Raw genomic sequence first — 23,490 nt, 5'->3', positions numbered from 1 at the left:
AGCAGCCATGCAGGGAGTTGATCAGCTTATGCCCGGCCAGTCGCCTTTGCCTTTGTATGTGCAGATCCGCGACAGCCTGCGGCGCAAGATCCTGGAGGGCAGTTACGCCATCCACGAGCGGTTGCCGTCCGAAAACGAAATGATGAATGCCTTTGGGGTCAGCCGCATCACCATCCGCCAGGCGCTGCGCGATCTGCACAACGAAGGGCTGGTGTTCAGCGCTCAGGGCAAGGGCACCTACGTCAGCAAACCCAAGGCCGTGCAGAACGTGCAGCGCCTGCAGGGTTTCGGCGAGGCGATGGCCGCCCAGGGTTACGAGGCGACCGCGCGGTTGCTGAGTATTCGCCAGTGCAAGCCGGCCAAGCCGGTCATTGCCGCGCTGCACCTGCCGGCCCACGAGGACGTGGTCGAGGTCAAGCGGGTGCGCTATCTGAACCGCGAGCCGGTGTGCCTGGAGAGCAGCTACTTCCCGCTGGATATAGGCCAGCCGCTGTTCTCCCGGGACCTGTCCGGCGACATCTTTCCCATGCTGGAAAACGCCTTCGGCATCCCCCTGGGCAGCGCCGATATCGGGCTCGACGCTGTGTTGGCCGATGACGAAACCCACGAGCTGCTCGGCGTTAAGACCGGCGAGGCGATCCTCCGTGTGGAGCGCCTTACCCACGACCGCAGCGGCCGCCCCGTTGATTTCGAATACCTGTGTTACCGCGGTGACTCATTCAAATACCAATTTCGCGTAGAGCGGAAATAGGAGATTAGCCATGACTACAACCATCAACGACATCCCCGTAATCGATACCGACGTGCTGGTGATCGGCGGTGGCACCGCTGGCCCGATGGCTGCGGTAACCGTCAAGGAGCAGGACCCATCGCTGAAGGTCATCCTGCTGGAAAAGGCCAACGTCAAACGCTCCGGCGCCATCTCCATGGGCATGGACGGCCTCAATAATGCGGTGGTGCCTGGCCATGCCACGCCCGAGCAATACGTCAAGGAGATCACCATCGCCAACGACGGCATCGTGCACCAGCCAGCACTGATGGCCTACGCGACCCGCTCATTCCCGATGATTGAGAAGCTCGACTCCTGGGGCGTGCATTTCCAGAAGGACGAGACCGGCGACTACGACATGAAGAAGGTACATCACCTGGGCACCTACGTGCTGCCGATGCCCGAGGGTCACAACGTCAAGAAGATCCTTTATCGCCGCCTGCGCCGCGTACGCGTGGAGATCGAGAACCGCTTCCAGGCGACCCGTCTGCTCAAGGATGCCGATGGCAATATCGCCGGCATGATCGGGGTGAATACACGCACCGCCGAGCCGATCATCATCCGCGCCAAGGCAGTGATCATGGCTACCGGCGCCGCCGGCCGCATCGGCCTGCCGAACTCCGGTTACCTGTTCGGCACCTACGAGAACCCGGCCAACTGCGGTGACGGCCACGCCATGGCCTACCACGTGGGCGCCGATCTGGTGAATCTGGAATGCTTCCAGGTCAACCCGCTACTCAAGGACTATAACGGCCCGGCCTGCGCTTACGTCACCGGCCCGCTTGGTGGCTTCACCGCCAACGCCTACGGTGAGCGTTTCATCGAGTGCGACTACTGGTCCGGGCAGATGATGCTGGAGTTCTTCAAGGAGCTGGAATCCGGTACCGGCCCTGTGTTCCTCAAGCTCGACCATCTGGCCGAGGAAACCATCCAGGAAATCGAGACCGTACTGCATACCAACGAGCGTCCGACGCGTGGCCGCTTCCACGATGGCCGCAAGGTCGACTACCGCCAGCGCATGGTGGAAATGCACATCTCCGAGATCGGCTTCTGCTCCGGGCATTCCGCCTCCGGCGTGTGGACCGACGAGACTGGCGCCACCACCGTGCCCGGTCTGTATGGCGCCGGCGACATGGCCTCGGTTGCGCACAACTACATGCTCGGCGCCTTCGTCTACGGGCAGATCTGCGGTGAAAGCGCGGCTGAATTCGTCAAGGATCGCGCCGTGCCCCAGCTGGATGAAGCCTTTATCTCCGCAGAACTTGCGCGCATTCAGGCGCCCATGAAGGTCAAGGACGGTATCCCGCCCGAGCAGATGGAATACAAGGTGCGCCGCCTGGTGAACGATTACCTGCAGCCACCAAAGGTCACCAAGAAGATGGAAATCGGCCTGGAGCGCATCCTTGCCGTGCGCGACGACCTGCCCATGCTCTCGGCCGCCGACCCGCACGAGCTGCTGCGCGCGCTGGAAGTGCAATCGATCATCGACTGCGCCGAGATGGCCGCCCGCGCCTCGCTGTACCGCACCGAATCCCGTTGGGGCCTGTACCACTACCGCGTCGACTTCCCCGAGCAGGACAACGCCGAGTGGTTCTACCACAGCCGGCTGTTCAAGGACGCGAACGGCAACATGGCCAGCGGCAAGCGCCCGGTCGCCGAGTACATCGTGCCGCTCGGCGAAGAGAAGGACGCCTACAGCAAGATGCGGGTCAAGAAAGCCGCCAACGCCTGACCGACAAAACCTATTAGCTTTGACGAGGAAACAACCATGCCCATAGTCAACCACCACTCCAGCGTCCCGGTCGTCGTCGACGAAGACAAATGCATCGCCGACAAGGGCTGCCGCGTCTGCATCGACGTCTGCCCGCTCGACGTCCTGTGGATCAACGAAGCCACCGGCAAGGCGCACATGAAGTACGACGAATGCTGGTACTGCATGCCCTGTGAAACCGACTGCCCCACCGATGCGGTGAAGGTCAACATTCCCTATCTGCTTCGCTGAGGCCAACGCTATGAAAACCTATGACGATCCAGACCTGCAGGACATTGCCGAAAAACTCGCCTCCAGCGATCCGGGCATCCGCCGCGTGGCGGTGCTCGATCTGGTCGACAGCGGCGAGCCGGAAGCCGCCGAGCTGCTGATCCAGGCATTGAACGACCCGGATCCCTCCGTGCGTCAGGAAGCGGCCAAGGTGGTCGATGAATTCGATGCCGTGGATATCGCCGATGCGCTGATTGCCGCCCTGGGCGACAGCGACGAGGTGGTGCGCAATTCCGCCGCCCACGCCCTGGCCGACCTCAAGGACCCGGCGGCGGCCAATCCGCTGCTCGAAGCGCTGGAAAACAGCCATGACAACTTCGTGGTGGCCGGCATTCTCCGTGCGCTCAAACCCTTGCGCAATACCGCCGCCCAGGCGCCCGCACTGAAGCGACTGACCGACCCGGACCCGCTGGTACGCCGCGAAGCGGTCGGCGTCATTGGCTGGCTGAAGCAACCAGAGAACCTTCCGGCGCTGATGGAACGCACCCAGCAGGACGAGGATTCCGAGGTGCGGCGTGCCGCCACCGGTGCGCTGGTCTATGCCGAGCCCGCCCAGGTAGGGCCAATCCTTGTGCGCCTGCTGGGCGATGAGCACTGGCAGGTACGTATCGAGGCGGCCGTTAGCATCGGCAAGCTGGACTACCAGGACGCGCTATCCGAACTGCTTAAATCCACCCGCGACAGCTTCTGGCAGGTGCGCGAGAAGGCGGTCGATGCGCTCGGCAAGCTCGGCGCCATCGGCGCTATTCCTGTGCTGGGTGAATGTTCCCGCGACCCGATGAGCAACCTGCGCAAGGCCGCGATCGGCGCGCTGGGCAGCATCGGCCACGATGACGGCCGTCCTTTCGTCACCGCAGCCATGGATGATCCTGACCCGGACGTGCGCAAGCTCGCGCGTTGGGCCATGTCGAAACTGGACGCCGCTGCTGCCTGAGCCGCCGGTCCCGGCCACGTGCCGGGTCGGCTGGGGTTGCAGGCTGGCACCTGGAATATTGGAGATTGCGCCATGACATTCGTCGTTACTGAAAACTGTATCCGCTGCAAATACACCGACTGCGTCGAAGTTTGTCCGGTGGATTGCTTCCACGAAGGCCCCAACTTTCTGGTCATCAACCCGGAAACCTGCATCGACTGCAGCCTGTGCGTGCCGGAATGCCCGGCTGATGCCATCTTCGCCGACAAGGATGTGCCGCCGGATCAGGCGCACTTTACCGGGTTGAACGCCGAGCTGGCGTTGCTCTGGCCGGTCATCAGCCAGACAAACGAGCCCATGCTCGGGGCTGATGACTGGGTCGACCAGGGCGAAAAATTGCAGTTTCTGGAGCGCTGAGTCATGCCCGAACTTGTCATGACGAGTGCGCTGAAACAGACGTTGGTGGCCCTGCTGATCGCGGGCGCCGCCAGTGACAGCGCTCGCCCGGTCCTGCTGGAAGAACGGCTGGCCAAGCTGGCCGAAGCGCCCGCATTGGTAGTGCCCGATCGTACCGGGCCGCCCACCTGAGGAGTAACGCTATGTCGATGCAAATGATTGTTGAGGCACCAAAGGAAGTGCGTCTGAGAAAGGCGCAGAAAGTGCTCGAAGTCCTGTGGCAGGACGGCGAGCGCAGCAGCTACAGCTGCCTGGCGCTGCGCAAGTCCTGCGCCTGCTCGGGTTGCGCGCGCGCACAGCAGGTCGGCGCGCTGACGCTGATTGATGCCGATGTGGGTATTGATCGGCTCGAGGCGTCGGGCATCAGCGGGCTGCAATTTTATTTTTCCGATGGGCATTACCGCGGGCTCTATCCCTGGAGCTATCTGCGCGAACTGGCAGATCTGGCTGACAGCCAACCTCGCGAGCAAGTGGCGTGAACGAGCGCGCCCAACCCCGCGAGCTGTTGCTGTGGATGGCTGCGCGCAGGTTGTATCCCGGCGTCGCGCTCTGCGTGGTGCTGGCGCTGGCGGGCAGTTTTCTCGCCGAGCATTACGGCACGCCTGCGTTACTGCTGGTGCTGTTGCTGGGTTTCGGCTTTGCCAGCCAGGCTAGCGATGAGCGGGTGCAGCCGGGGGTCACCTTCTGCAGCCGTCAGGTGCTGCGGATCGGGGTGGCGCTGCTGGGCGCACGCATTGGGGTGGAGCAATTGATCGCCGTCGGCAGCCTGCCGCTTTTAGTTGTACTCAGCTGCGTGCCGCTGACCATCGCCGCTGCGCTGGGGCTGGGCCGTTGGCTCGGGCTGCCAACCATGCAGAGCCTGGTCGCCGGGGTGGCGGTTGCGATCTGTGGAGTATCGGCAGCCATTGCGGTAGCTGCGGTGATTCCGGCCGGCAGGCTGGAGGAGCGCCGCCTGCTGACGGTGGTCGTCGGGGTCACGGCGCTGGGTACGCTGTCGATGCTGCTCTACCCGCCGCTGCTGTCCGCGCTGGGTTATAGCGATGTGCAGGCCGGGCTGCTGTTGGGCGCGGCTATCCACGATGTCGCCCAGGCCGCGGGGGCGGGGTATCTGGTATCGGATAGCGCCGGGGATATCGCCACGCTGACCAAACTGCTGCGGGTGGCGCTGCTGGCCCCGCTGGTCATCGCGCTCAGCTTGCTGCTGCACCGTGGCGAGGGCGGCAAGGCAGAGTTTCCCTGGTTTCTGCTTGGCTTTCTTGCGCTGTTCTGCTTCAACAGCCTCGGCTGGCTGCCCGCCATGCTCAAGGAGATTCTGGTATCGGCTTCCACCGCCTGCCTGCTGGCCACCATGGCCGCGCTGGGTATGCGCACCAGCCTCGGCGCGCTGCTCGCCCAGGGCTGGAAACCGATGTTCCTGTTACTGGTTACAAGCCTGCTGCTGATGGCGTTTGCCACCGGTTCGCTGGCGTTGTTTTCAAGCTGATTTATCGATCAATCGTTGGAGGATGCCGCTATGGCTGCAATAGGTACGGAAAGTGTACTGAGTGTTCACCACTGGAATGACACGCTGTTCAGCTTCAAGACCACGCGGGACCAGAGCCTGCGCTTCGAGAATGGGCACTTCGTCATGATAGGCCTGCCGGTGGAAGGCAAACCGCTGATGCGCGCGTACAGCATCGTTAGCGCAAATCATGATGAGTATCTGGAGTTTCTCAGCATCAAGGTGCCGGATGGCCCGCTGACATCCCAGTTGCAGCACCTGCAGGAGGGCGACTCGCTGTTCATCAGCCGCAAGCCGGTCGGCACCCTGGTGATCCATGACCTGCGGCCCGGCAAGAATCTTTTCCTGTTCGGCACTGGCACGGGACTGGCGCCCTTTATGAGTATCATCCGCGACCCGGAGACCTACGAGCGCTTCGAGAAAGTGATATTGGTTCACTGCGTGCGCCAGGTCAGTGAACTGGCCTACCACGACTACCTTACCTACGAGCTTCCCGAGCATGAATTCCTTGGCGAAGACGTACGAGAGAAGCTCATCTATTACCCCACCGTAACGCGCGAGCCGTTCCGCAATCAGGGCCGCATCACCACGCTGCTGGAGAGCGGCAAGCTGGCCAGCGACATCGGCTTGCCGCCAATCAATAGCGAAACCGACCGGATGATGATGTGCGGCAGCCCGGCGATGCTTGAGGAGCTGACCGCCATGCTCGACGGTATGGGCTTTCGCGCCTCGGCCCAGCAGGGTGAGCCCGGTGACTACGTGATCGAACGGGCCTTTGTTGAAAAGTGAGGAAGAGTACATCAGGTTGGAAAACGATCAGCCGCCCGGCCGCTCTGGCCGGGCCAGGAGTACACCATGTCCAAACCCGCACTCAAGACAGTCGTAAACGAACTGGCCGTCCAGGCCGAACTTGCGCTGGCCGCTTGGGTCGATCCGGTCCTTGGTACCGATCTGATCAGTGCCAATGCCATCCGCAAGCTGGAGGCCTTTACCTATCGAATCTATCTCGATATCGAGCTGGGCTTTCCGGCGCAGGGTTACCGCGAACAGCTGGCACAAGCGCTGGAAGCCCATCTGCTCAAACATACCCAGGCTCTGGCCGTGGAGGTTAATGTCAGTTGGCGCATCGAGCGCCCGCCTCAAACCAGTCAATCGGTGCCGGGAGTCAAGCATCTCATCGCCGTAGCCTCTGGCAAGGGCGGGGTTGGCAAGTCCACCACCGCGACCAACCTGGCCCTGGCGCTGGCCGCTGATGGCGCTCGGGTAGGCATGCTGGATGCCGATCTTTACGGCCCCAGCCAGCCGCGCATGCTCGGACTGGCCGGGTTGCCGGAAGTGGCTGAAGGTCGCATGCAGCCGATGGTTGGTCATGACATCCAGACCATGTCCATTGGTTTTCTTATCGAAGAAGAATCGCCGGTGATCTGGCGCGGTCCGATGATCACCCAGGCGCTGTCGCGTTTGCTCAACGAGACCGACTGGCAGGAGCTGGATTATCTGATCATCGACATGCCCCCCGGCACCGGTGACATCCACCTGACCATGGCCCAGCGCATGCCGGTTTCCGGTGCGGTAATTGTCACCACCCCTCAGGATATCGCGCTGCTCGACGCCCGCAAGGGACTAAAAATGTTCGAGAAAGTAAACATTCCGGTGCTGGGTATAATCGAGAACATGAGTACCCACATCTGCAGCCAATGCGGCCATGAAGAGCATATCTTCGGAGCGGGAGGAGCGCAGCGAATGGCGGAGCAATATGGCAGTGAACTGCTGGGTGAGCTGCCTCTGGATATCCACATTCGCCTGGGTGCTGATGAAGGGCGACCAGTGCTAGCCAGTGATCCGCAGGGTACCCTCGCTCAGATGTATGTGAATATCGCTCGCCGCATAGGGGCGAAATTAGCAAACCAGGCTACCAAGACGGCACCCCTGTCCCCCACTATCTTGATCGATTGATGGGTCTGTTCATTCCGTAGGCGCAGAACGTCGTTGTCGGGTTCGATTCAGCGTGCCCGTGGGGCGCGCCAGCCGAAGGGGATCGGTTGTGCCAGCGAACCCGATCTAGAGCCAAGATTCAGGATCTGGTTCCCTGATCCGGGTCCGTAAAGGTTGCGCTTGAGGGCCTCATCACAAATCGACACTTGCCTCGCAGGTGTCGATGGTGCAACGAAACAGCCCGCTTATACTGCCTCACTCTCGCCATCCCTTGGTTGGATGAGGAAGCTTTTACTTCCGAAATCTCCTGCATTACCAGGTTGCGCCCAGCCCGTCTGCGACGGGATGAACCAACAGGAGACCTCTCCATGTCAGCTACCCGAACCACGCCTTTTCGACGAACCCTCATTGCCGCGGCGCTACTCTGTGCAACTGCCGGTACAGCCCTCGCGGAGACCGGCAATCCGCGGGTCAACCAGCTTGGTTATATTCCGGTTGGACCGAAGATCGCCGTTTACGCCACGGGCAGTAATGCGCCCTTGGATTGGGAGCTTCGTCGCGGCAACACCGCCCTGGCTAGCGGTCAGACCATTCCCTTTGGGCATGATGGCGCCAGCGGCGAAAACCTGCACCACATCGACCTCAGCGACTTTGACGAATCCGCCGACAACCTCACACTGCACGTGGGCAGCGACCAGAGCCATCCCTTCGCGGTCGACGAGAACCTCTTCAGCGGTGTGCTCTACGACTCGCTCAAATACTTCTATCACAACCGTAGCGGCATTCCGATCGAGACCCGCTTTACCGGTGGCGGCAACTCCAGCTTCGCCGCGGACAGTCGCTGGGCCCGTCCGGCCGGGCATCTGAATCAGGGCGCCAACCGCGGCGATGAAAACGTTCAATGCTGGCCGGGGACCTGCAACTATTCGCTCGACGTGACCAAGGGCTGGTATGACGCGGGCGACCACGGCAAGTACGTGGTGAACGGCGGTATCTCCGTGTGGAAGCTGCTGAACATGTACGAACGCGCACTGCACCTGGGCAGCAATGCCGCGGCCTTTGCCGATGGCACGCTGAATATCCCGGAAAGCGGCAACGGTGTGCCGGATATCCTCGATGAAGTGCGCTGGCAAATGGATTTCATGCTGTCCATGCAGGTGCCGGAAGGCCAGCCGAAGGCTGGCATGGCGCATCACAAGGTGCATGACATAGGCTGGACCGGGCTGCCATTAGCGCCGCATGAAGACGGTAACGAGCGGGCGCTAGTGCCGCCAAGCACCACCGCAACGCTCAACCTGGCCGCTACGGGGGCACAGTGCGCCCGGCTCTGGAAGGATATCGACAGTGCCTATGCCAACCGCTGCCTGACTGCAGCGCAGACAGCCTGGGAAGCCGCAAAGCGTAACCCCAATGATCTCTACCGCGGTGGCTACGACGATGGCGGCGGCGCCTATGGTGACGGCAACGCAGCGGACGAGTTCTATTGGGCGGCGGCTGAGCTGTATATCACCACCGGCGATGAGCGTTACCTGCAAACCATCAACAGTTATCAGGTCAATCGTATCGACTTTGGCTGGCCGGATACCGAACTGCCGGGGCTGATGTCCCTGGCCGTGGTGCCCACGCCGCACACCGCCGGCCTGCGCGTGAGCGCCCAACGCAAGGTCGCCGAAATTGCCGATAACCACGTCAATACCATCAACAGCGTGGCCTATCTGGTGCCGACCAGCCAGCATGAATATTACTGGGGCTCGAACAACGTCATGGCCAACAAGCTGTTCCTGGTCGGCCTGGCCTATGACTTCACCAAGGACCGCCGCTATGGCGATGCATTCGGCAAGGCACTCGACTATCTGTTTGGTCGCAACACCCTGTCCTTCTCCTTTGTGTCGGGGCACGGCGAGAACGCATTGAAACAGCCGCACCACCGTTTCTGGGCCGGCGCGCTGAACGGTAATTACCCTTGGTTGCCGCCAGGTGCGCTGGCGGGCGGGCCCAATACCGGGCTTGAAGACGGCGTATCCCAGGCTGCGCTGGGCGGGTGTGGCGCGCGACCGGCTTCCTGCTATGTCGACAAGATCGATGCCTGGTCGACCAACGAAATCACCATCAACTGGAACGGTGCGTTGGCCTGGGTCCTGGCCTTCTATAACGACTATGCCGGCGCCGCCGAAGGTGGCCCGGTAAGCCCGCCACCGGATACCGACACACCACCTGATAATGAAACGCCCACTGACCCGCCGCCGCCCACCGCCGGTGGTCCGGTGCAGTGCGAATACGTGGTGTCGAATGAGTGGAACGTCGGCTTCACCGCGGCGGTACGCATCATCAATAACGGCAGCGAACCGGTCCAGGACTGGAGCCTGGAGTGGCGCTACGATGATGGTACCGAGATCACCAATATCTGGAATGCCAAACTATCAGGTAATGATCCCTACCGCGCGACCGATGTCGGCTGGAACGCTGTCGTGCAGCCAGGCCAGAGCATGGAATTCGGTTTCCAGGCCAACAAGGGCAGCGGCCCGGCGCAGGTTCCGACTGTGAGTGGGGCGGTGTGTCAGTAGTGGCAAAACCTTCGTGCCGGAGCGCCAGGCGCTCTGGTATGAGCACACAGGTCCCGAAGATGGATGTCTCTCTGGCCCGATAGCCTTGGTTAACGCTTCTGCCGCCGCTCTGCCCGGGCCACTCGCTGATTCTCATCCAGCACGTCAGCCAGCACTTCCTGCACGTAGTGAATATGCTGGTCCGAGAGTTCCCGCGCAGCATCCGCTTCACCGGCCATGATTGCCCGATACAGTGCGTTGTGTTGTTTCATCAGCATATCGCGGGTTTCGGTACGCTGGGCATACATGCCGCCGATATTGGTCACCACGTTGCGCTTGAGCAAGTCGAAAAGGCCACGAATGGTGTGCAGCAGCACGACGTTGTGACTGGCCTCGGCTATGGCCAGATGAAAGCCGGCATCCGCCGCGCCTTCGTCGGCCCGGCTGGCCTTGCCGGCCCCGGAATAACAGTCCTGTAGAGCCTCAAAGGCTTCGGTCAAACGCTGGCGATCCGGCTCGGTCGCCCGTTGCGCCGCGTAATAGGCACAGGCGCCTTCGAGGGTATGGCGAAACTCCAGCAGGTCGCGCTGTGCTTCGGGATTGTCTTCCAGCAAGGGCAGCAGGGGATCACTGAATGTCGAGCCCAGGGACTCGGCGATATAGTTGCCGCCGCCTTGACGGCTGACCAGCAAGCCCTTGGCCGCCAGCTTCTGGATCGCTTCGCGCAGCGATGGTCGCGAGACGCCGAGCTGCTCTGCCAGCACCCGCTCGGCGGGCAAGCGTTCACCGGCCTTGAGTGTACCTTCGAGGATCATGCCTTCCAGTTTGGCGACGATGTCATCCGACAACCGGCGCACCTTTATCTGACCGAACCCCATTTCTCTCTCCAACTGTGGCTGGCCCTTGCTTCGCGCTCGGTACCGCTGACGAATCAGTTTAACCAGCCGCTGGGGACCGGGCAACGACGCCGCGTAGCGTGCTTCTTCGACCAAAGGGGTATATCCCGCGGATTGACAGCCAAACCTCTGACTCTTAGTGTGAATCCCGTGCTTTGTAAATTGGTCTTACCAATTAATGCGGGGCCCGAGAATAAATCCAATAATGTGCTGAGGTTTTCCCGTGTCGAATCCCATTTTTCCTGATAATCGTGCTGTGGGCTGTATGTGCCACTGCATCCACGGCTAAGGGGAGCATCACCATGTCCACTGGTCTGCTCGCTCTCCTGGCATTTGCTCCCATTCTTCTGGCCGCCATATTGCTGGTTGGCCTCCGCTGGCCGGCGAAACGCGCCATGCCCCTGGTCTACCTGGTTACCGCAGCCGTTGGTCTGTTCGCCTGGGACATGAGTCTCAACCGGGTCCTGGCGTCAACCCTTCAGGGGTTGATCATTACCCTCGGGCTGCTGTGGATTATCTTTGGCGCGATACTGCTGCTCAATACGCTCAAGCATTCGGGCGGCATCACCGCGATCCGCGCTGGCTTCGCCACTATCAGTCCCGACCGCCGTATTCAGGCGATCATCATCGCCTGGCTATTCGGGTGCTTTATTGAAGGCGCCTCGGGTTTTGGCACGCCGGCGGCAATTGCTGCGCCCTTGCTGGTGGCCATCGGTTTTCCGGCCATGGCTGCGGTGCTGATGGGCATGCTGGTACAGAGCACGCCAGTGTCCTTTGGTGCCGTGGGTACGCCCATTGTCGTCGGGGTCAGCACCGGGCTGGATTCTGCCGTCATCGGTGCACAGCTGGTCGAACAGGGGTCATCCTGGGTTCAGTTCCTGCAGCTGGTCACCAGCGAAGTGGCCATCATCCATGCCGTCGTCGGTACCGTTATGCCGCTGATCATGGTGCTGATGCTGACGCGCTTCTTCGGAGCGGAGAAGAGCTGGAAGGCCGGCTTCGAAGTATTGCCTTTCGCTCTTTTTGCCGGCCTGGCGTTTACCCTGCCCTATGCCGCGACTGGCATCTTCCTCGGGCCGGAATTTCCGTCGCTCGGCGGCGGCTTGATCGGCCTCGCAATCGTAACCACTGCCGCGCGCAAGGGTTTTCTGCTGCCCAGGACCACCTGGGACTTTGCCCCTGCCAGAGACTGGCCAACCGAGTGGCTGGGCACTGTGGAGATGAAGCTGGATCAGCTCACTGCCAAATCAATGAGCAGTTTGCGAGCCTGGCTCCCCTATGTCCTGGTCGGTGCGCTGCTGGTGATCAGCCGCGTAATGCCGGAGCTGAGCTTCGCTCTGAAAGCGGTGGTTGCCAACTTCCCCGATCTGCTGGGCGAGACCGGCGTGAGTGCCAACTTCATGCCGTTGTATCTGCCGGGCGGCATTCTGGTGGCGGTGGTCATCGCCACCTTCTTCCTGCACGGCATGAAGGCACGGGAACTCGGCGCCGCCGTAAAGGAGTCTTCTGGCGTGCTGCTCAGCGCCGGCTTTGTGCTGCTGTTTACCGTGCCCATGGTGCGCATTCTGATCAATTCCGGCGTCAACGGCGCCGACCTGGACAGCATGCCGATTCTGATGGCACGTTGGGTTGCCGATAGCGTGGGTGGCATTTATCCACTGCTGGCGCCGAGTATCGGTGCGCTGGGTGCGTTTATCGCTGGTTCCAATACCATCAGCAACATGATGTTCAGCCAGTTCCAGTTCGGCGTAGCCAGTAGCTTGGGTATTTCCAGTGCGCTGATCGTCGCCGTGCAGGCCATCGGTGCCGCAGCCGGGAATATGATCGCCATTCACAACGTAGTCGCTGCGTCGGCCACCGTGGGGCTGCTCGGACGCGAGGGCAATATCCTGCGCAAGACCATATGGCCAACCTTTTACTATGTGCTGTTCACCGGGTTGATTGCATTGTTCGCCGTTTACGTACTGGGTGCTAGCGACCCGTTGGCAGCCGGTTGACCCAAGGTGCGCCTGGCACGGCCGGAGCGCATGGACATTTTCTCGCCCGGAAACACGGGACGCCATTGACTATTCTGGCGTTCCGGTCTCCAGGCGTCTTTTTCCAGCTTTAGAGTAATGCTCATGATCATTTCAGCCTCTACGGATTACCGCGCCGCGGCACAACGCAAACTGCCAGCGTTTCTCTTCCATTACATAGATGGCGGCTCCTACGCGGAACATACGCTCAGACGTAACGTCGAGGATCTGGCCGGGATCGCCCTGCGCCAGCGCGTGCTACGTGACATGTCCGAGCTGAGCCTGGAGACCCGCCTGTTCAACGAGACACTGTCGATGCCGGTGGCCCTGGCTCCCGTCGGGCTGACCGGCATGTACGCACGGCGAGGCGAAGTGCAGGCGGCGAAAGCGGCAGCGGACAAGGGCATCCCCTTTACCCTGTCCACCGTATCGGTGTGTCCGATCGAGGAAGTCGCGCCGGCTATCAAGCGGCCGATGTGGTTTCAGCTTTACGTGCTCAAGGATCGCGGTTTCATGAAGAATGCGCTGGAGCGGGCCAGGGCGGCTGGCGTCACTACCCTGGTATTCACCGTCGACATGCCGGTGCCCGGGGCTCGCTACCGTGATGCCCATTCCGGTATGAGCGGCGCGAACGCGCCCATGCGCCGAATGCTGCAGGCCATGACGCGTCCCGCCTGGACTTGGGATGTTGGCCTGTTCGGCCGGCCCCACGATCTGGGCAACATCTCCACCTACCGTGGCAATCCCACCGGGCTGGCGGACTACATCGGCTGGCTGGGCGAGAATTTTGATCCGTCCATATCCTGGAAGGATCTGGAGTGGATCCGCGAATTCTGGGACGGTCCTATGGTCATCAAGGGCATCCTCGATCCCGACGATGCGCGTGACGCAGTGCGCTTCGGTGCTGACGGGATCGTGGTATCCAACCACGGCGGACGCCAGCTCGACGGCGTGCTGTCCAGTGCGCGCGCGCTGCCGTCGATTGCCGATGCGGTGAAGGGCGATCTGACCATCCTGGCCGACTCCGGCGTTCGCACGGGCCTGGACGTGGTGCGTATGCTAGCGCTGGGCGCCGACACCGTGATGCTGGGGCGCGCCTATGTGTACGCGCTGGCTGCGGCCGGTGGCGCCGGGGTGAGCAATCTGCTGGAGCTGATCGACAAGGAGATGCGCGTGGCCATGGTGCTGACCGGCGCCAAAACCATCGCAGAGATCAGCGCCGATTCCCTGGTACGCGAGCTCGGCCGCTGAGCCCGGCACCCTTGATGACGACCGGAGCCTCCATGACTACCTCTAGCCTGCCAACAGCTTTTCTGACGGCCGTCGAACGCGTGATCCCGCGCGAGCGGCGCTTTGACGATCCGCTTTCCACGCTGGCTTTTGGCACGGATGCCAGCTTCTACCGGCTGATCCCGAAGCTGGTGGTGAGGGTCGAGTCGGAGGCGGAAGTCGTGCAGCTGCTCAGGCTGGCGGGTAGCCATCAGGTACCGGTCACCTTCCGCGCCGCCGGCACCAGCCTGTCCGGCCAGGCGATCTCCGATTCGCTGCTGATCCTGCTGGGCGATCACTGGAACGGCCGTGAGGTCCGTGATCAGGGCCGGCAGATCCGCCTGCAACCAGGGGTAATCGGCGCCCAGGCCAATACCGCGCTGGCGCCCTTTCTACGCAAGATCGGGCCCGATCCGGCCTCGATCAATGCGTGCAAGATCGGCGGGATCGTCGCCAACAATGCCAGTGGCATGTGCTGTGGTACCGCCCAGAACACCTACCACACCCTGGCCGGGATTCGCCTGGTGCTGGCCGATGGCAGCGTGTTCGACAGTGAAGATCCGCTGAGCGTCTCAGCCTTCGAGACCAGCCACGCCGAACTGCTTGGACACCTGGCCGAACTCGGCCGCCTGACCCGCGCCAATACCGCCCTGGCCGACAGAATCCGCCACAAGTACCGGCTGAAAAACACCACCGGACTGTCCCTAAACGCCCTAGTCGACTTCGATGCGCCGCTGGATATCCTCAGTCACCTGATGGTCGGCTCCGAGGGCACTCTGGGCTTTATCAGTTCGGTCACCTACAACACGGTGCCGGACCACCCGCACAAGGCCAGCGCGCTGCTGGTGTTCCCCGATGTGCACAGTTGCTGCCGTGCCGTGACGGTACTCAAGCCGCAGCCGGTGTCGGCGGTGGAGCTGCTGGATCGGCGTAGCCTGCGCTCGGTAGAGAATCAGCCGGGCATGCCTGATTGGGTGAAAGGTCTGTCGGCCAATGCCTGCGCCTTGTTGATCGAATCCCGCGCCGCCAGCCAATCGCTGCTGCATGAGCAGCTGGCGTTGATCATGGCGTCGATTGCCGACTTCACGCTGGAAAAGCGCGTCGACTTTAGCGAAGAGCCGGCTGTTTACAACCAGCTGTGGAAAATTCGCAAGGACACCTTCCCCGCCGTCGGCGCGGTGCGCCAGACCGGCACCACGGTGATTATCGAGGACGTGACCTTCCCCATCGAGCAACTGGCCGACGGGGTCAACCGGCTCATCGAGCTGTTCGAGCGCCACGGCTATGACGAGGCGATCATTTTCGGTCATGCGCTGGAAGGTAACCTGCATTTTGTGTTTACCCAGGGCTTCGACGACCCGGAGCAGGTAGCGCGTTACCAAGCCTTTATGCAGGATGTGGCGCAACTGGTGGCGGTGGAATTCGGCGGCTCGCTGAAAGCCGAGCACGGCACCGGACGCAACATGGCGCCCTTCGTCGAGCTCGAATGGGGCAACGACGCCTACCAGCTGATGTGGCAGATCAAAGGTCTGCTCGATCCGCAGGGCATTCTCAACCCGGATGTGGTGCTCAGCGATGATCCGCAGATTCACCTCAAACACCTCAAACCGCTGCCGGCGGCCGACGAGATCATCGACAAGTGCACCGAATGCGGCTTTTGCGAGCCGGTCTGTCCGTCACAGGGGCTGACCCTGAGCCCGCGCCAACGCATTGTTATCTGGCGCGATATTCAGGCGAACAAGCGCGCCGGCATCGATACCAGCATCATGGAACGCGCCTACCGCTATCAGGGCATTGATACCTGTGCCGCCACCGGGCTGTGCGCCCAGCGCTGCCCGGTGGGAATCAACACCGGCGACCTGGTGCGCACGTTGCGCGGCCGCGCTGCGAACAATACGCGCATCGCCGACTGGCTGACGGATCACTTTAGCGGCGCCATGGGCGCTACCCGCTTGATGCTATACGCCGCCAAGGGGGCACGCATCACGCTGGGCGCGCCGTTGCTGGCCCGCACCACGGCAGCGCTGAGCAAGGTCAGCGGCGGACGGATACCCCGGTGGACAGCCGCCATGCCGCAACCGGTTCGCGGCATGCGCCTGCCCATCGCTGTCGCTGATTCCCGGCCACGGGTAGTCTATCTGGCCGCGTGCGTCTCCCGCGTCATGGGGCCAGCCGCCGGTGATGCAGAGCAGATGCCGCTGCTGGACAAGACGCAGGCCCTGCTGGAAAAAGCCGGCTATCAGGTGGTATTCCCGGCACAACTAAGTGAGCTCTGTTGCGGACAGCCCTTTGCCTCCAAGGGCTACGCCGAACAGGCCGAACGTAAGCGGCAGGAAATGATCGCGGCTTTGCTCGAAGCCAGTCGCGGCGGGCTGGACCCCATCTACTGCGACACCAGTCCCTGCACCCTGCGTCTGTTGCAGGATGGGGCGGACCCACGGCTGGATCTGTACGATCCGGTGCGTTTTATCCGCGAGCATTTGCTGCAGCGTCTGGAGTTTACTGCGCAGCAGGCTCCGGTCGCGGTGCACGTCACCTGCAGCACCCAGCATCTGGGCGAGGCCCAGGGGCTCATCGACATCGTCAAGCGCTGCACCACCCAGGTGGTCATTCCCGAGGGCATCCACTGCTGCGGCTTCGCCGGCGACAAGGGTTTCACCACGCCCGAACTGAACGCCCATGCCCTGCGAAATCTCAGGGATGTCGTGCAACACTGCGCGGAGGGCATCAGCACCAGCCGCACCTGCGAGATTGGCCTGAGTCAGCATGGCGAGGTCGATTATCACGGGCTGGTGTATCTGGTGGACCGGGTCACGCGGGCGCGGGCGCAATAGGGCCCTCTGCCAGAGCCTTGTGGCCGGGCCCTGACTGCCCGGCCTGATCTCTGGCGGCGGCGCCATCCTCCGCCAGAACCTCCTGCTTTGAAATCCCAAACGCCAGCTTCACATGCTTACCTGTGCATAAAACGCTCTGGCATGAGGGTTTTGTTCATTTTCCTGGGTTATCAATGCAACACAGCCAGCTCATGCGCTGTCCATAGTGTTGCACCCTGCACAGACTTTTCCGGTCCACCCATCCTTTGACGGACAGGCGCATGCGCCGCGCACGGAACAGTGTTTCCGCAACCCAGCAAGTCGAGACTGCCATGAAAAAACAATTGACCGCGGCATTATGCCTGCACCTCTGGTTACTGCCAGGTTATGTTCTGGCCCAATCAGATGAGGTTTCGCAGAGCGATCAGGAGATCGTCGATGTCGTGCTGATAGGCGGCGGGACCATGAGCGTAACGCTGGGCACCTGGCTCAATGAGCTTGAGCCCGATTGGAATATTCAGTTATACGAACGCCTCGACGGCATTGCGCAGGAGAGTTCCGATGGCTGGAATAATGCTGGCACTGGCCACTCCGCCTTTTGCGAAATGAATTACACCCCGACCACGGATGACGGCGGTGTAGATATTGCGCGCGCGATCGGCGTCACCGAACAGTTTGAGATATCGCGGCAATTCTGGGCTCATCAGGTCGAGCGGGGCGTTCTCTCTGATCCACAAAGTTTTATCTCGTCAGTACCGCATATGAGTCTGGTTTGGGGACAGGAGAATATCGACTTTCTGAACGAGCGCTACGAGCGGATGTCGGAAAATCCCCTCTACACCGGCATGCAATACACAGAGGACGAAGCCACCATCGCGGAGTGGCTGCCATTGGTCATGGCGGGCCGCGAGGAAGACACGCCCATGGCCGCCACCCGCATGGATCTGGGCACCGAAGTCAATTGGGGTGTGCTGACGCGTCAGATGGCTGATCACCTGGCACAACAGCCAAACATATCGCTGGCGACCAATAGTGAGATACGTGGGCTAGAGCGTAACGAGGATGGAACATGGCGCGTCACTGTGGCCAATCTTGAAAGCGGAGAAACAGAGACCGTTAATAGCCGCTACGTTTTCAATGGTGCCGGCGGTGCGGCGCTCCTGTTGCTTCAGGAGTCCGGTATCCCTGAGGCCAAGCAATACGCCGGTTTCCCGGTGGGCGGCTCCTTTCTTTACACCACGAACCCCGAAGTAGTGTCCCAACATCAGGCGAAGGCGTACGGCCTGGCGGCTGAAGGGTCGCCACCGATGTCGGTGCCGCATCTCGACCTGCGTTACCTGAATGGCCAGCCGACTCTGTTTTTTGGACCCTTCGCTACTTTTTCGACGAAGTTTCTGAAAGAAGGCTCCTGGACGGATTTGTTCAGTTCAATGACCTTCAGCAATATCCTGCCGATGATGGAAGTGGGGCTGAGTAACTTCAATCTGGTGCGCTATCTGGTTAGCGAAGTGCTCCAGGACCGCGAGGATCGGCTCGACGCACTACGTGCCTATTATCCTGAGCTGAACCCCGACGACTGGGAACTCACGAACGCCGGCCAACGGGTGCAGATCATCAAGAAGACCGATGAAGGCGGAACCCTGCAGTTCGGCACCGAGGTGGTGGTCTCCGAGGACGGCACCTTTTCGACACTCCTGGGCGCGTCTCCTGGGGCATCCACTGCTCCGCCAATCATGCTCAATCTGCTGACACGGGTCTTCCCCGAGCAAGTTGAAAGCGCTGAGTGGCAGGCGACGCTCAAGGAAATCATTCCATCGTTTGATATGAAGCTGGCCGAGAATCCCGAGTTGTTGCGCGAGGTTCGCCTGAATTCGTCCCAGGTACTGGAGCTGGAAGGCCAGGAAGCTTTTGTTCGAGCCAACCTGCCAGGCGGCGACAGCGGCACCACGCAGGATACCGGCGCCACTAGCGAAGCGTTGGAGGAAACCACCGAACCAGTGGGCGGCCCAACGGGAGACATAGAGAACGCGGACGAGGAAGAGCGAATGGAAAGCGCTACAGACCGCTGAAGCGCGAGATACCGCGACAGGTCTGGTTTGGCCGGCCTTCCCTCTGGGAGAGCCGGCCATTCCATCTGGCCGGTTGCGATCAGTACGTGGCAGCAGTTCCCCTCGAGTTTCTGGTTGATTCACATCCTGCGTCTGATGCGCTTGGACTCTGAGATCGCCAGATCCGAGACCCGGCTATTGCGCGTTTCAGATGCGCGTTTCAGAACATACGAGTGAAAGATGGCGACAGCCCATACTTGTGAACCGCATCCCGCAGTGCATCAGGAAACGTAGGTATTATCCCCCAGCTTGGACGATCACCCGCCCGGATATAAACAACGCTCAGCGTCAGGGAAGGCCTTTTGAGAACGTTACTTCTAACCTGCACAGCCTTCACCCTGATTGGCTGCGCTGCGCAATCTCCCGAGTCCCAACTTCAGCGCAAGGATACGGTTCGTGTTTGCCAGCATGCGAGCTGCGTCGAGCAGGACGCGAGCAAGGTTACCTTCGAAGCTCAACCGGTCGATGAGGAAAGCGCACGGCGCTTGCAGGCGCTGACGGAACTGGCCGAAAACGATCCCCGCGCGGCGCATGATCTAAGCCTGCGGCTTTTTCGTGGTGATGGCGTACAGCGCAATAGCTACCAGGCCATCCAGTGGCTACGCAAAGCAGGTGATGCGGGCCTTATGGATGCGCAACTGGGGCTCGGACAACTCTATCTGAATGGGTTCGAGGAAATGGGCCCGGACCCTTCAGAAGCCCAGGCCTGGCTCTCCCGCGCGGCATCGCAGGGCAGCAAGGAAGCGCAGCAATTGCTTCCTCAGGCGCAGGCAGCCCGCAACGTTGAGCACGCAAGATACCGCGCTCGCGAGGCCATGCGCACCCAGTGGGCACCCTGGTACCTGAGCGCCCGCTATTACTGGTACTGGCGCGGTGCGCGTTGGTATCTGCATTGATTGTTGCCAACCGCACCCACTCATTTCCAAAGACAGAAGACAACACGGACATGTACAAGAAAACTCTGCCCCTGATCGCACTCGCTTCAGCCCTGGCTCTGACCGGTTGTGTTACACCCGGCGGGAACATAAAAACCGGCAATAACGCCACCGCGGCAACGGGCGCTGCTGGCGGTGCCAGTAGCGTCGATGCCAACAGCGCGCTGGAGCGCTGTGATGCACCGCTAGGCACCCTCGCAGTGGATGACGGGCGCGGCAAGGAATGGTTCGCCAATTTTGGCCGCGCCACTCAGGTGACCACCATCGAGCCCCTGATCCGCCTGGCCGTGCAACAGTCCAACTGTTTCGTTATTACTTCTGTAGGGAATAACCGTACCGAAAGCCGGCTCAGCGCTATCACGGACAAACAGCGAAACTCCGGCGAGTTCCGCGCTGGTTCCCAGCAACACAAGGGTCAGCGCGTTGCAGCTGACTACTTCCTGGAGCCGGCAATCATCATCAATAACGACTCGGCTGGCGGGCTGGCCGCAGGAATGGGTGGGCTTGTAGGTGGCATTGCCGGTGCGGTGGCGGGTTCGCTACAAAGCAGACAGTCTGTAGTGACCATGAGCATGTTTGATATTCGCTCCGGCGTGCAACTGTCCATCTCCGAAGGTAATGCCACTGCGACCAACTTCGGCGCAGGGCTGGGCGGGTTGACCGGACGTGCTGCGGGCGGTCTGGGCGGCTTCTCCCGCACGCCGGAAGGCAAGGCGACGGTTGCGGCGTTCATGGATGCCTACAACGGTATGGTTATCTCCCTGCGCAACTACCAGGCACAGGAAGTTGAAGGCGGCCTGGGTAAAGGCGGCCAACTGAAAGTTGGTATGTAGTCACTGCCAATTTGATCGAACGGAGGCATCGAGCCTCCGTTTTTGTTCCGCCAGGTCACGGCTGTTATCAAGAGGGCATCCCGGAATCCCACATGTCCAACAGCTCAATCATCTCCTCGCGAACCTTCCCCTGCCCGACAGCTGTCAGCCAGACGTTGTCGTCTGTTGCACACTGGGCCAGCCGCGCCACCGAGGCGGGCGTCAGTGCGCCGAGCCTTGGATAACCGCCAATGGTCTGGCGATCATTCATCAGTACTATGGGCTGCCCGTCCGGGGGCACCTGCACGGCGCCGAGGGGAATTCCTTCCGAGATCAAGGGTGCGCCTGTATAGCGTAAAGGCTTGCCGGACAGTCGGACGCCCATGCGGTCGGAACGGGGGTCGATTCGCCATGGGTGGTTGAAGGCTCTGAACAACGACTCGCCGGTAAATCCGGCAATCTGCGCGCCGGGTATCAACTCCAGGCGGACAGCATGGCCGTATGCGGGTATGTGTTGCTCTGGCATGGTACGCGGAGAGCTTGCCAGGCTTTCGAATTCTAAACGGTCATCCCGTCTGAGCGCCTGGCCCGAGCCGTCGAGCCCACCCAGGCTCTCACGCGTTACTGTCGAGGCGGATCCAAGCACCCGTGGGGCCCTGAATCCGCCGGGTGCGGCGAGGTAAGCGCGAACGCCGCTGAAGGGCGAATTGAATTCCAGGCGTTGGCCGCGTTGCACTGGAAAACTGCGCCAGGGCGCGATGGCCTGCTCATCAAGCGTGACGCTCAAATCAGCGCCTGCCAGCGCCAGCGTGGTATCGGATTCGCAGCGCAGGGTGACGCCGCCCATCGGGATCTCCAGGGCGCAGGCGGTCGGCACGTTACCCAGCATCCAGTTGGCCCAACCCATGGCAATCCAGTCCAGCGCGCCGCCCTGGGTGACGCCGAGATGGCGAACACCAAAACGTCCGCCATCCTGTAGCTGGGCCAGGCCGAGGCTGCGTTCGACTGTGAGCCTGTTCATGCGTCACCCGATACGGGCGTGTCGTCGCCGCCCAATCGGACAAATTCGGCGTGCTCGACCGGCACGAACCGCACGCGATCGCCGGGCCGCAGCAGGCTGTAGCCATCCCGGTTTCGATCAAACAATGGCGCTGGCGTGCGGCCCACCAGATTCCAGCCGCCCGGTGATGCCAACGGATAGGCCGCGGTCTGGCGCTCAGCTATGGCTACGCTGCCAGCCGGCACCCGTTTGCGTGGCGTGGCCAGGCGCGGTGCGGCGAGCTGCTCATCAAGCAGACCCATGTAGGCGAAACCCGGTGCAAAGCCCAGTGCGAACACCTGGTACTCCTGGTCGCTGTGCAGCGCGATGACCTGACTCACACTCAACCCAGTGAGGCCTGACAGACGTTCGAGATCGGGCCCAACGCTGATGTCGTACCACACTGCAATCTCATGTTCGCGACCGGCGTGCTCGGGTGGGAGAGGCTGCAGCCCTGCCAGTGCCGTGGTGATCAGCTGGCGCGCGGTGATCTCATCCAGCTGACGCAGATCGTAGTGCAGCATCAGGGTGGTGTAGGACGGCACTAGGTCGATCAGCTGGTCACCGAACTGCCGGCGTAATTGCTGGGATGCTGCCAGCAACCAGGGCATGTTGCCTTCCTCGATGCGATCGAACAGACGAATCATCAAGGTATCGACTGCAGCCCGCTCGATGTGCAGTTTCATATCCGCGAGGCAGCGTCCAGCGCCGCGGCGATCTGCCGGACCACGGCCACCGATTCGGCGTTGTCGCCATGTACGCATAGCGTATCGGCGGCCAGCATAAGAGAGGACCCGTCAGAAGCGCGCAGAGGCTCACCGCGGGCGAGTATCAGTGATTGTTGAAGAATCAGTGCGGTGCTCTGGTGCACCGCACCGGATTGATCGCGCGGTACCAGCTGACCGGAGGCGTCGTATGCGCGATCAGCGAAGGCCTCGAAGATGAGCTCCAGACCGAATTCAGCGGCCAGACTGCGGACCGCGCTGTTGTCCTGCTGCGCCAGCACGACCAACGGCAAGGCCGGATCATAATCACTGGCGGCCTGCATGACGGCGCGGAGCACATCGGGTTGCTGCATCATGTCGTTGTACAGTGCGCCGTGCGGCTTCATATAGCTGACCCGCCCGCCCTCGGCGCGGCAAATGCCGTCCAGCGCGCCGATCTGATACAGCAACATGTCGCGGATTTCCTGGGCCGAGCATTTCATTGAGCGCCGGCCAAAACCCATCAGGTCCGGATAGGACGGATGGGCGCCGATGCGTACGCCATGCTCCAGCGCCCGCAATGCGGTACGACGCATGATCCCAGGGTCGGAGGCGTGATAGCCGCAGGCGATGTTGGCGCAATCAATGTGCGGCATGACCTCTTCATCCAGCCCCATGCGCCAGGCGCCGAAGCTTTCTCCCATATCGCAGTTCAGCAGAAGCTTTCGCATGCGGTTCCTC

The 23,490-nt window shown here is 61.5% G+C and carries 21 protein-coding genes; 17 read left to right on the top strand and 4 right to left on the bottom strand.

Features of this window, described 5'->3' with window-relative positions; genetic code table 11:
• Window positions 1–7: 7 nt before the first annotated feature.
• The 11 genes from G3M63_RS04580 (at window position 8) to G3M63_RS04535 (ending at window position 10,179) form a co-directional block, all read left to right on the top strand.
• Entirely contained in the window at window positions 8–751 is a 744-nt protein-coding gene (locus G3M63_RS04580) for a GntR family transcriptional regulator (protein ID WP_150299942.1), read from the top strand.
• A 10-nt stretch (window positions 752–761) separates the two neighbouring features.
• Window positions 762–2,501: a fumarate reductase/succinate dehydrogenase flavoprotein subunit gene (locus G3M63_RS04575; protein WP_163981996.1), complete on the top strand. Its 1,740-nt coding sequence runs from the start codon at window positions 762–764 to the stop codon at window positions 2,499–2,501.
• A 36-nt stretch (window positions 2,502–2,537) separates the two neighbouring features.
• Window positions 2,538–2,771: a ferredoxin family protein gene (locus tag G3M63_RS04570; protein ID WP_150299940.1), complete on the top strand. Its 234-nt coding sequence runs from the start codon at window positions 2,538–2,540 to the stop codon at window positions 2,769–2,771.
• A 10-nt stretch (window positions 2,772–2,781) separates the two neighbouring features.
• Window positions 2,782–3,744 carry a HEAT repeat domain-containing protein gene (locus G3M63_RS04565; RefSeq protein ID WP_163981995.1) on the top strand — a complete coding sequence of 321 codons (963 nt, stop codon included), beginning with the start codon at window positions 2,782–2,784 and terminating at the stop codon, window positions 3,742–3,744.
• Window positions 3,745–3,816: 72 nt separating this feature from the next.
• A complete protein-coding gene (gene fdxA, locus G3M63_RS04560) occupies window positions 3,817–4,140 on the top strand; it encodes a ferredoxin FdxA (RefSeq protein WP_150299938.1) in 324 nt (107 codons plus the stop codon).
• A 3-nt stretch (window positions 4,141–4,143) separates the two neighbouring features.
• Window positions 4,144–4,311 (top strand): hypothetical protein, encoded by a 168-nt coding sequence (locus G3M63_RS19385; RefSeq protein ID WP_178100943.1) that lies wholly within the window; start codon window positions 4,144–4,146, stop codon window positions 4,309–4,311.
• 11 nt (window positions 4,312–4,322) lie between these two features.
• Window positions 4,323–4,658: a DUF971 domain-containing protein gene (locus G3M63_RS04555; RefSeq protein WP_163981994.1), complete on the top strand. Its 336-nt coding sequence runs from the start codon at window positions 4,323–4,325 to the stop codon at window positions 4,656–4,658.
• Window positions 4,655–5,662 carry a YeiH family protein gene (locus tag G3M63_RS04550; protein WP_256669945.1) on the top strand — a complete coding sequence of 336 codons (1,008 nt, stop codon included), beginning with the start codon at window positions 4,655–4,657 and terminating at the stop codon, window positions 5,660–5,662. The genes G3M63_RS04555 and G3M63_RS04550 overlap by 4 nt, the downstream gene beginning before the upstream one ends.
• A gap of 30 nt (window positions 5,663–5,692) precedes the next feature.
• On the top strand, window positions 5,693–6,469 hold the full coding sequence (locus G3M63_RS04545; RefSeq protein WP_150299936.1) for a ferredoxin--NADP reductase: 777 nt from the start codon (window positions 5,693–5,695) through the stop codon (window positions 6,467–6,469).
• Window positions 6,470–6,535: 66 nt separating this feature from the next.
• Entirely contained in the window at window positions 6,536–7,636 is a 1,101-nt protein-coding gene (gene apbC, locus G3M63_RS04540) for an iron-sulfur cluster carrier protein ApbC (protein ID WP_163981993.1), read from the top strand.
• Between the two features lie 347 nt (window positions 7,637–7,983).
• Entirely contained in the window at window positions 7,984–10,179 is a 2,196-nt protein-coding gene (locus G3M63_RS04535) for a glycoside hydrolase family 9 protein (RefSeq protein ID WP_163981992.1), read from the top strand.
• 89 nt (window positions 10,180–10,268) lie between these two features.
• Here the strand turns inward: G3M63_RS04535 and G3M63_RS04530 are convergent, their stop codons facing one another.
• The gene (locus G3M63_RS04530) at window positions 10,269–11,036 is read right to left on the bottom strand and encodes an FCD domain-containing protein (protein WP_163981991.1); all 768 of its coding nucleotides are present in this window, start codon (window positions 11,034–11,036) and stop codon (window positions 10,269–10,271) included.
• Between the two features lie 320 nt (window positions 11,037–11,356).
• On the opposite strand from G3M63_RS04530, the gene G3M63_RS04525 reads away from it, so the two are divergent.
• The 6 genes from G3M63_RS04525 (at window position 11,357) to G3M63_RS04500 (ending at window position 21,027) form a co-directional block, all read left to right on the top strand.
• Complete coding sequence (locus G3M63_RS04525) at window positions 11,357–13,051, top strand: L-lactate permease (RefSeq protein WP_163981990.1); 1,695 nt, start codon at window positions 11,357–11,359, stop codon at window positions 13,049–13,051.
• 123 nt (window positions 13,052–13,174) lie between these two features.
• Entirely contained in the window at window positions 13,175–14,320 is a 1,146-nt protein-coding gene (lldD, locus tag G3M63_RS04520) for an FMN-dependent L-lactate dehydrogenase LldD (RefSeq protein ID WP_163981989.1), read from the top strand.
• 32 nt (window positions 14,321–14,352) lie between these two features.
• Window positions 14,353–17,172 (top strand): FAD-binding and (Fe-S)-binding domain-containing protein, encoded by a 2,820-nt coding sequence (locus G3M63_RS04515; protein ID WP_163981988.1) that lies wholly within the window; start codon window positions 14,353–14,355, stop codon window positions 17,170–17,172.
• Between the two features lie 311 nt (window positions 17,173–17,483).
• On the top strand, window positions 17,484–19,220 hold the full coding sequence (gene mqo / locus G3M63_RS04510; protein WP_163981987.1) for a malate dehydrogenase (quinone): 1,737 nt from the start codon (window positions 17,484–17,486) through the stop codon (window positions 19,218–19,220).
• Between the two features lie 341 nt (window positions 19,221–19,561).
• Window positions 19,562–20,155 carry a tetratricopeptide repeat protein gene (locus tag G3M63_RS04505; protein ID WP_256669942.1) on the top strand — a complete coding sequence of 198 codons (594 nt, stop codon included), beginning with the start codon at window positions 19,562–19,564 and terminating at the stop codon, window positions 20,153–20,155.
• Window positions 20,156–20,205: 50 nt separating this feature from the next.
• On the top strand, window positions 20,206–21,027 hold the full coding sequence (locus tag G3M63_RS04500; protein ID WP_163981986.1) for a hypothetical protein: 822 nt from the start codon (window positions 20,206–20,208) through the stop codon (window positions 21,025–21,027).
• 67 nt (window positions 21,028–21,094) lie between these two features.
• Here G3M63_RS04500 and G3M63_RS04495 read toward each other — a convergent pair whose 3' ends face one another.
• Genes G3M63_RS04495 through G3M63_RS04485 form a run of 3 tightly spaced genes read right to left on the bottom strand, consistent with a single transcriptional unit; the run spans window position 21,095 to window position 23,480 of the window.
• Entirely contained in the window at window positions 21,095–22,027 is a 933-nt protein-coding gene (locus tag G3M63_RS04495; RefSeq protein WP_163981985.1) for a biotin-dependent carboxyltransferase family protein, read from the bottom strand.
• Entirely contained in the window at window positions 22,024–22,731 is a 708-nt protein-coding gene (gene pxpB, locus G3M63_RS04490) for a 5-oxoprolinase subunit PxpB (protein ID WP_163981984.1), read from the bottom strand. The genes G3M63_RS04495 and pxpB overlap by 4 nt, the downstream gene beginning before the upstream one ends.
• Entirely contained in the window at window positions 22,728–23,480 is a 753-nt protein-coding gene (locus G3M63_RS04485) for a 5-oxoprolinase subunit PxpA (RefSeq protein WP_163981983.1), read from the bottom strand. Before G3M63_RS04485 ends, pxpB begins: the two co-directional genes overlap by 4 nt.
• Window positions 23,481–23,490 lie beyond the last annotated feature (10 nt).

This window comes from Pseudomonas sp. OIL-1 (genome assembly GCF_010669185.1).
In the GTDB taxonomy this organism is placed as follows: Bacteria; Pseudomonadota; Gammaproteobacteria; order Pseudomonadales; family Pseudomonadaceae; genus Halopseudomonas; species Halopseudomonas profundi.
Note: the sequence above shows the minus strand (reverse complement) of the source record. Positions and strands in the feature narration are given on the sequence as shown.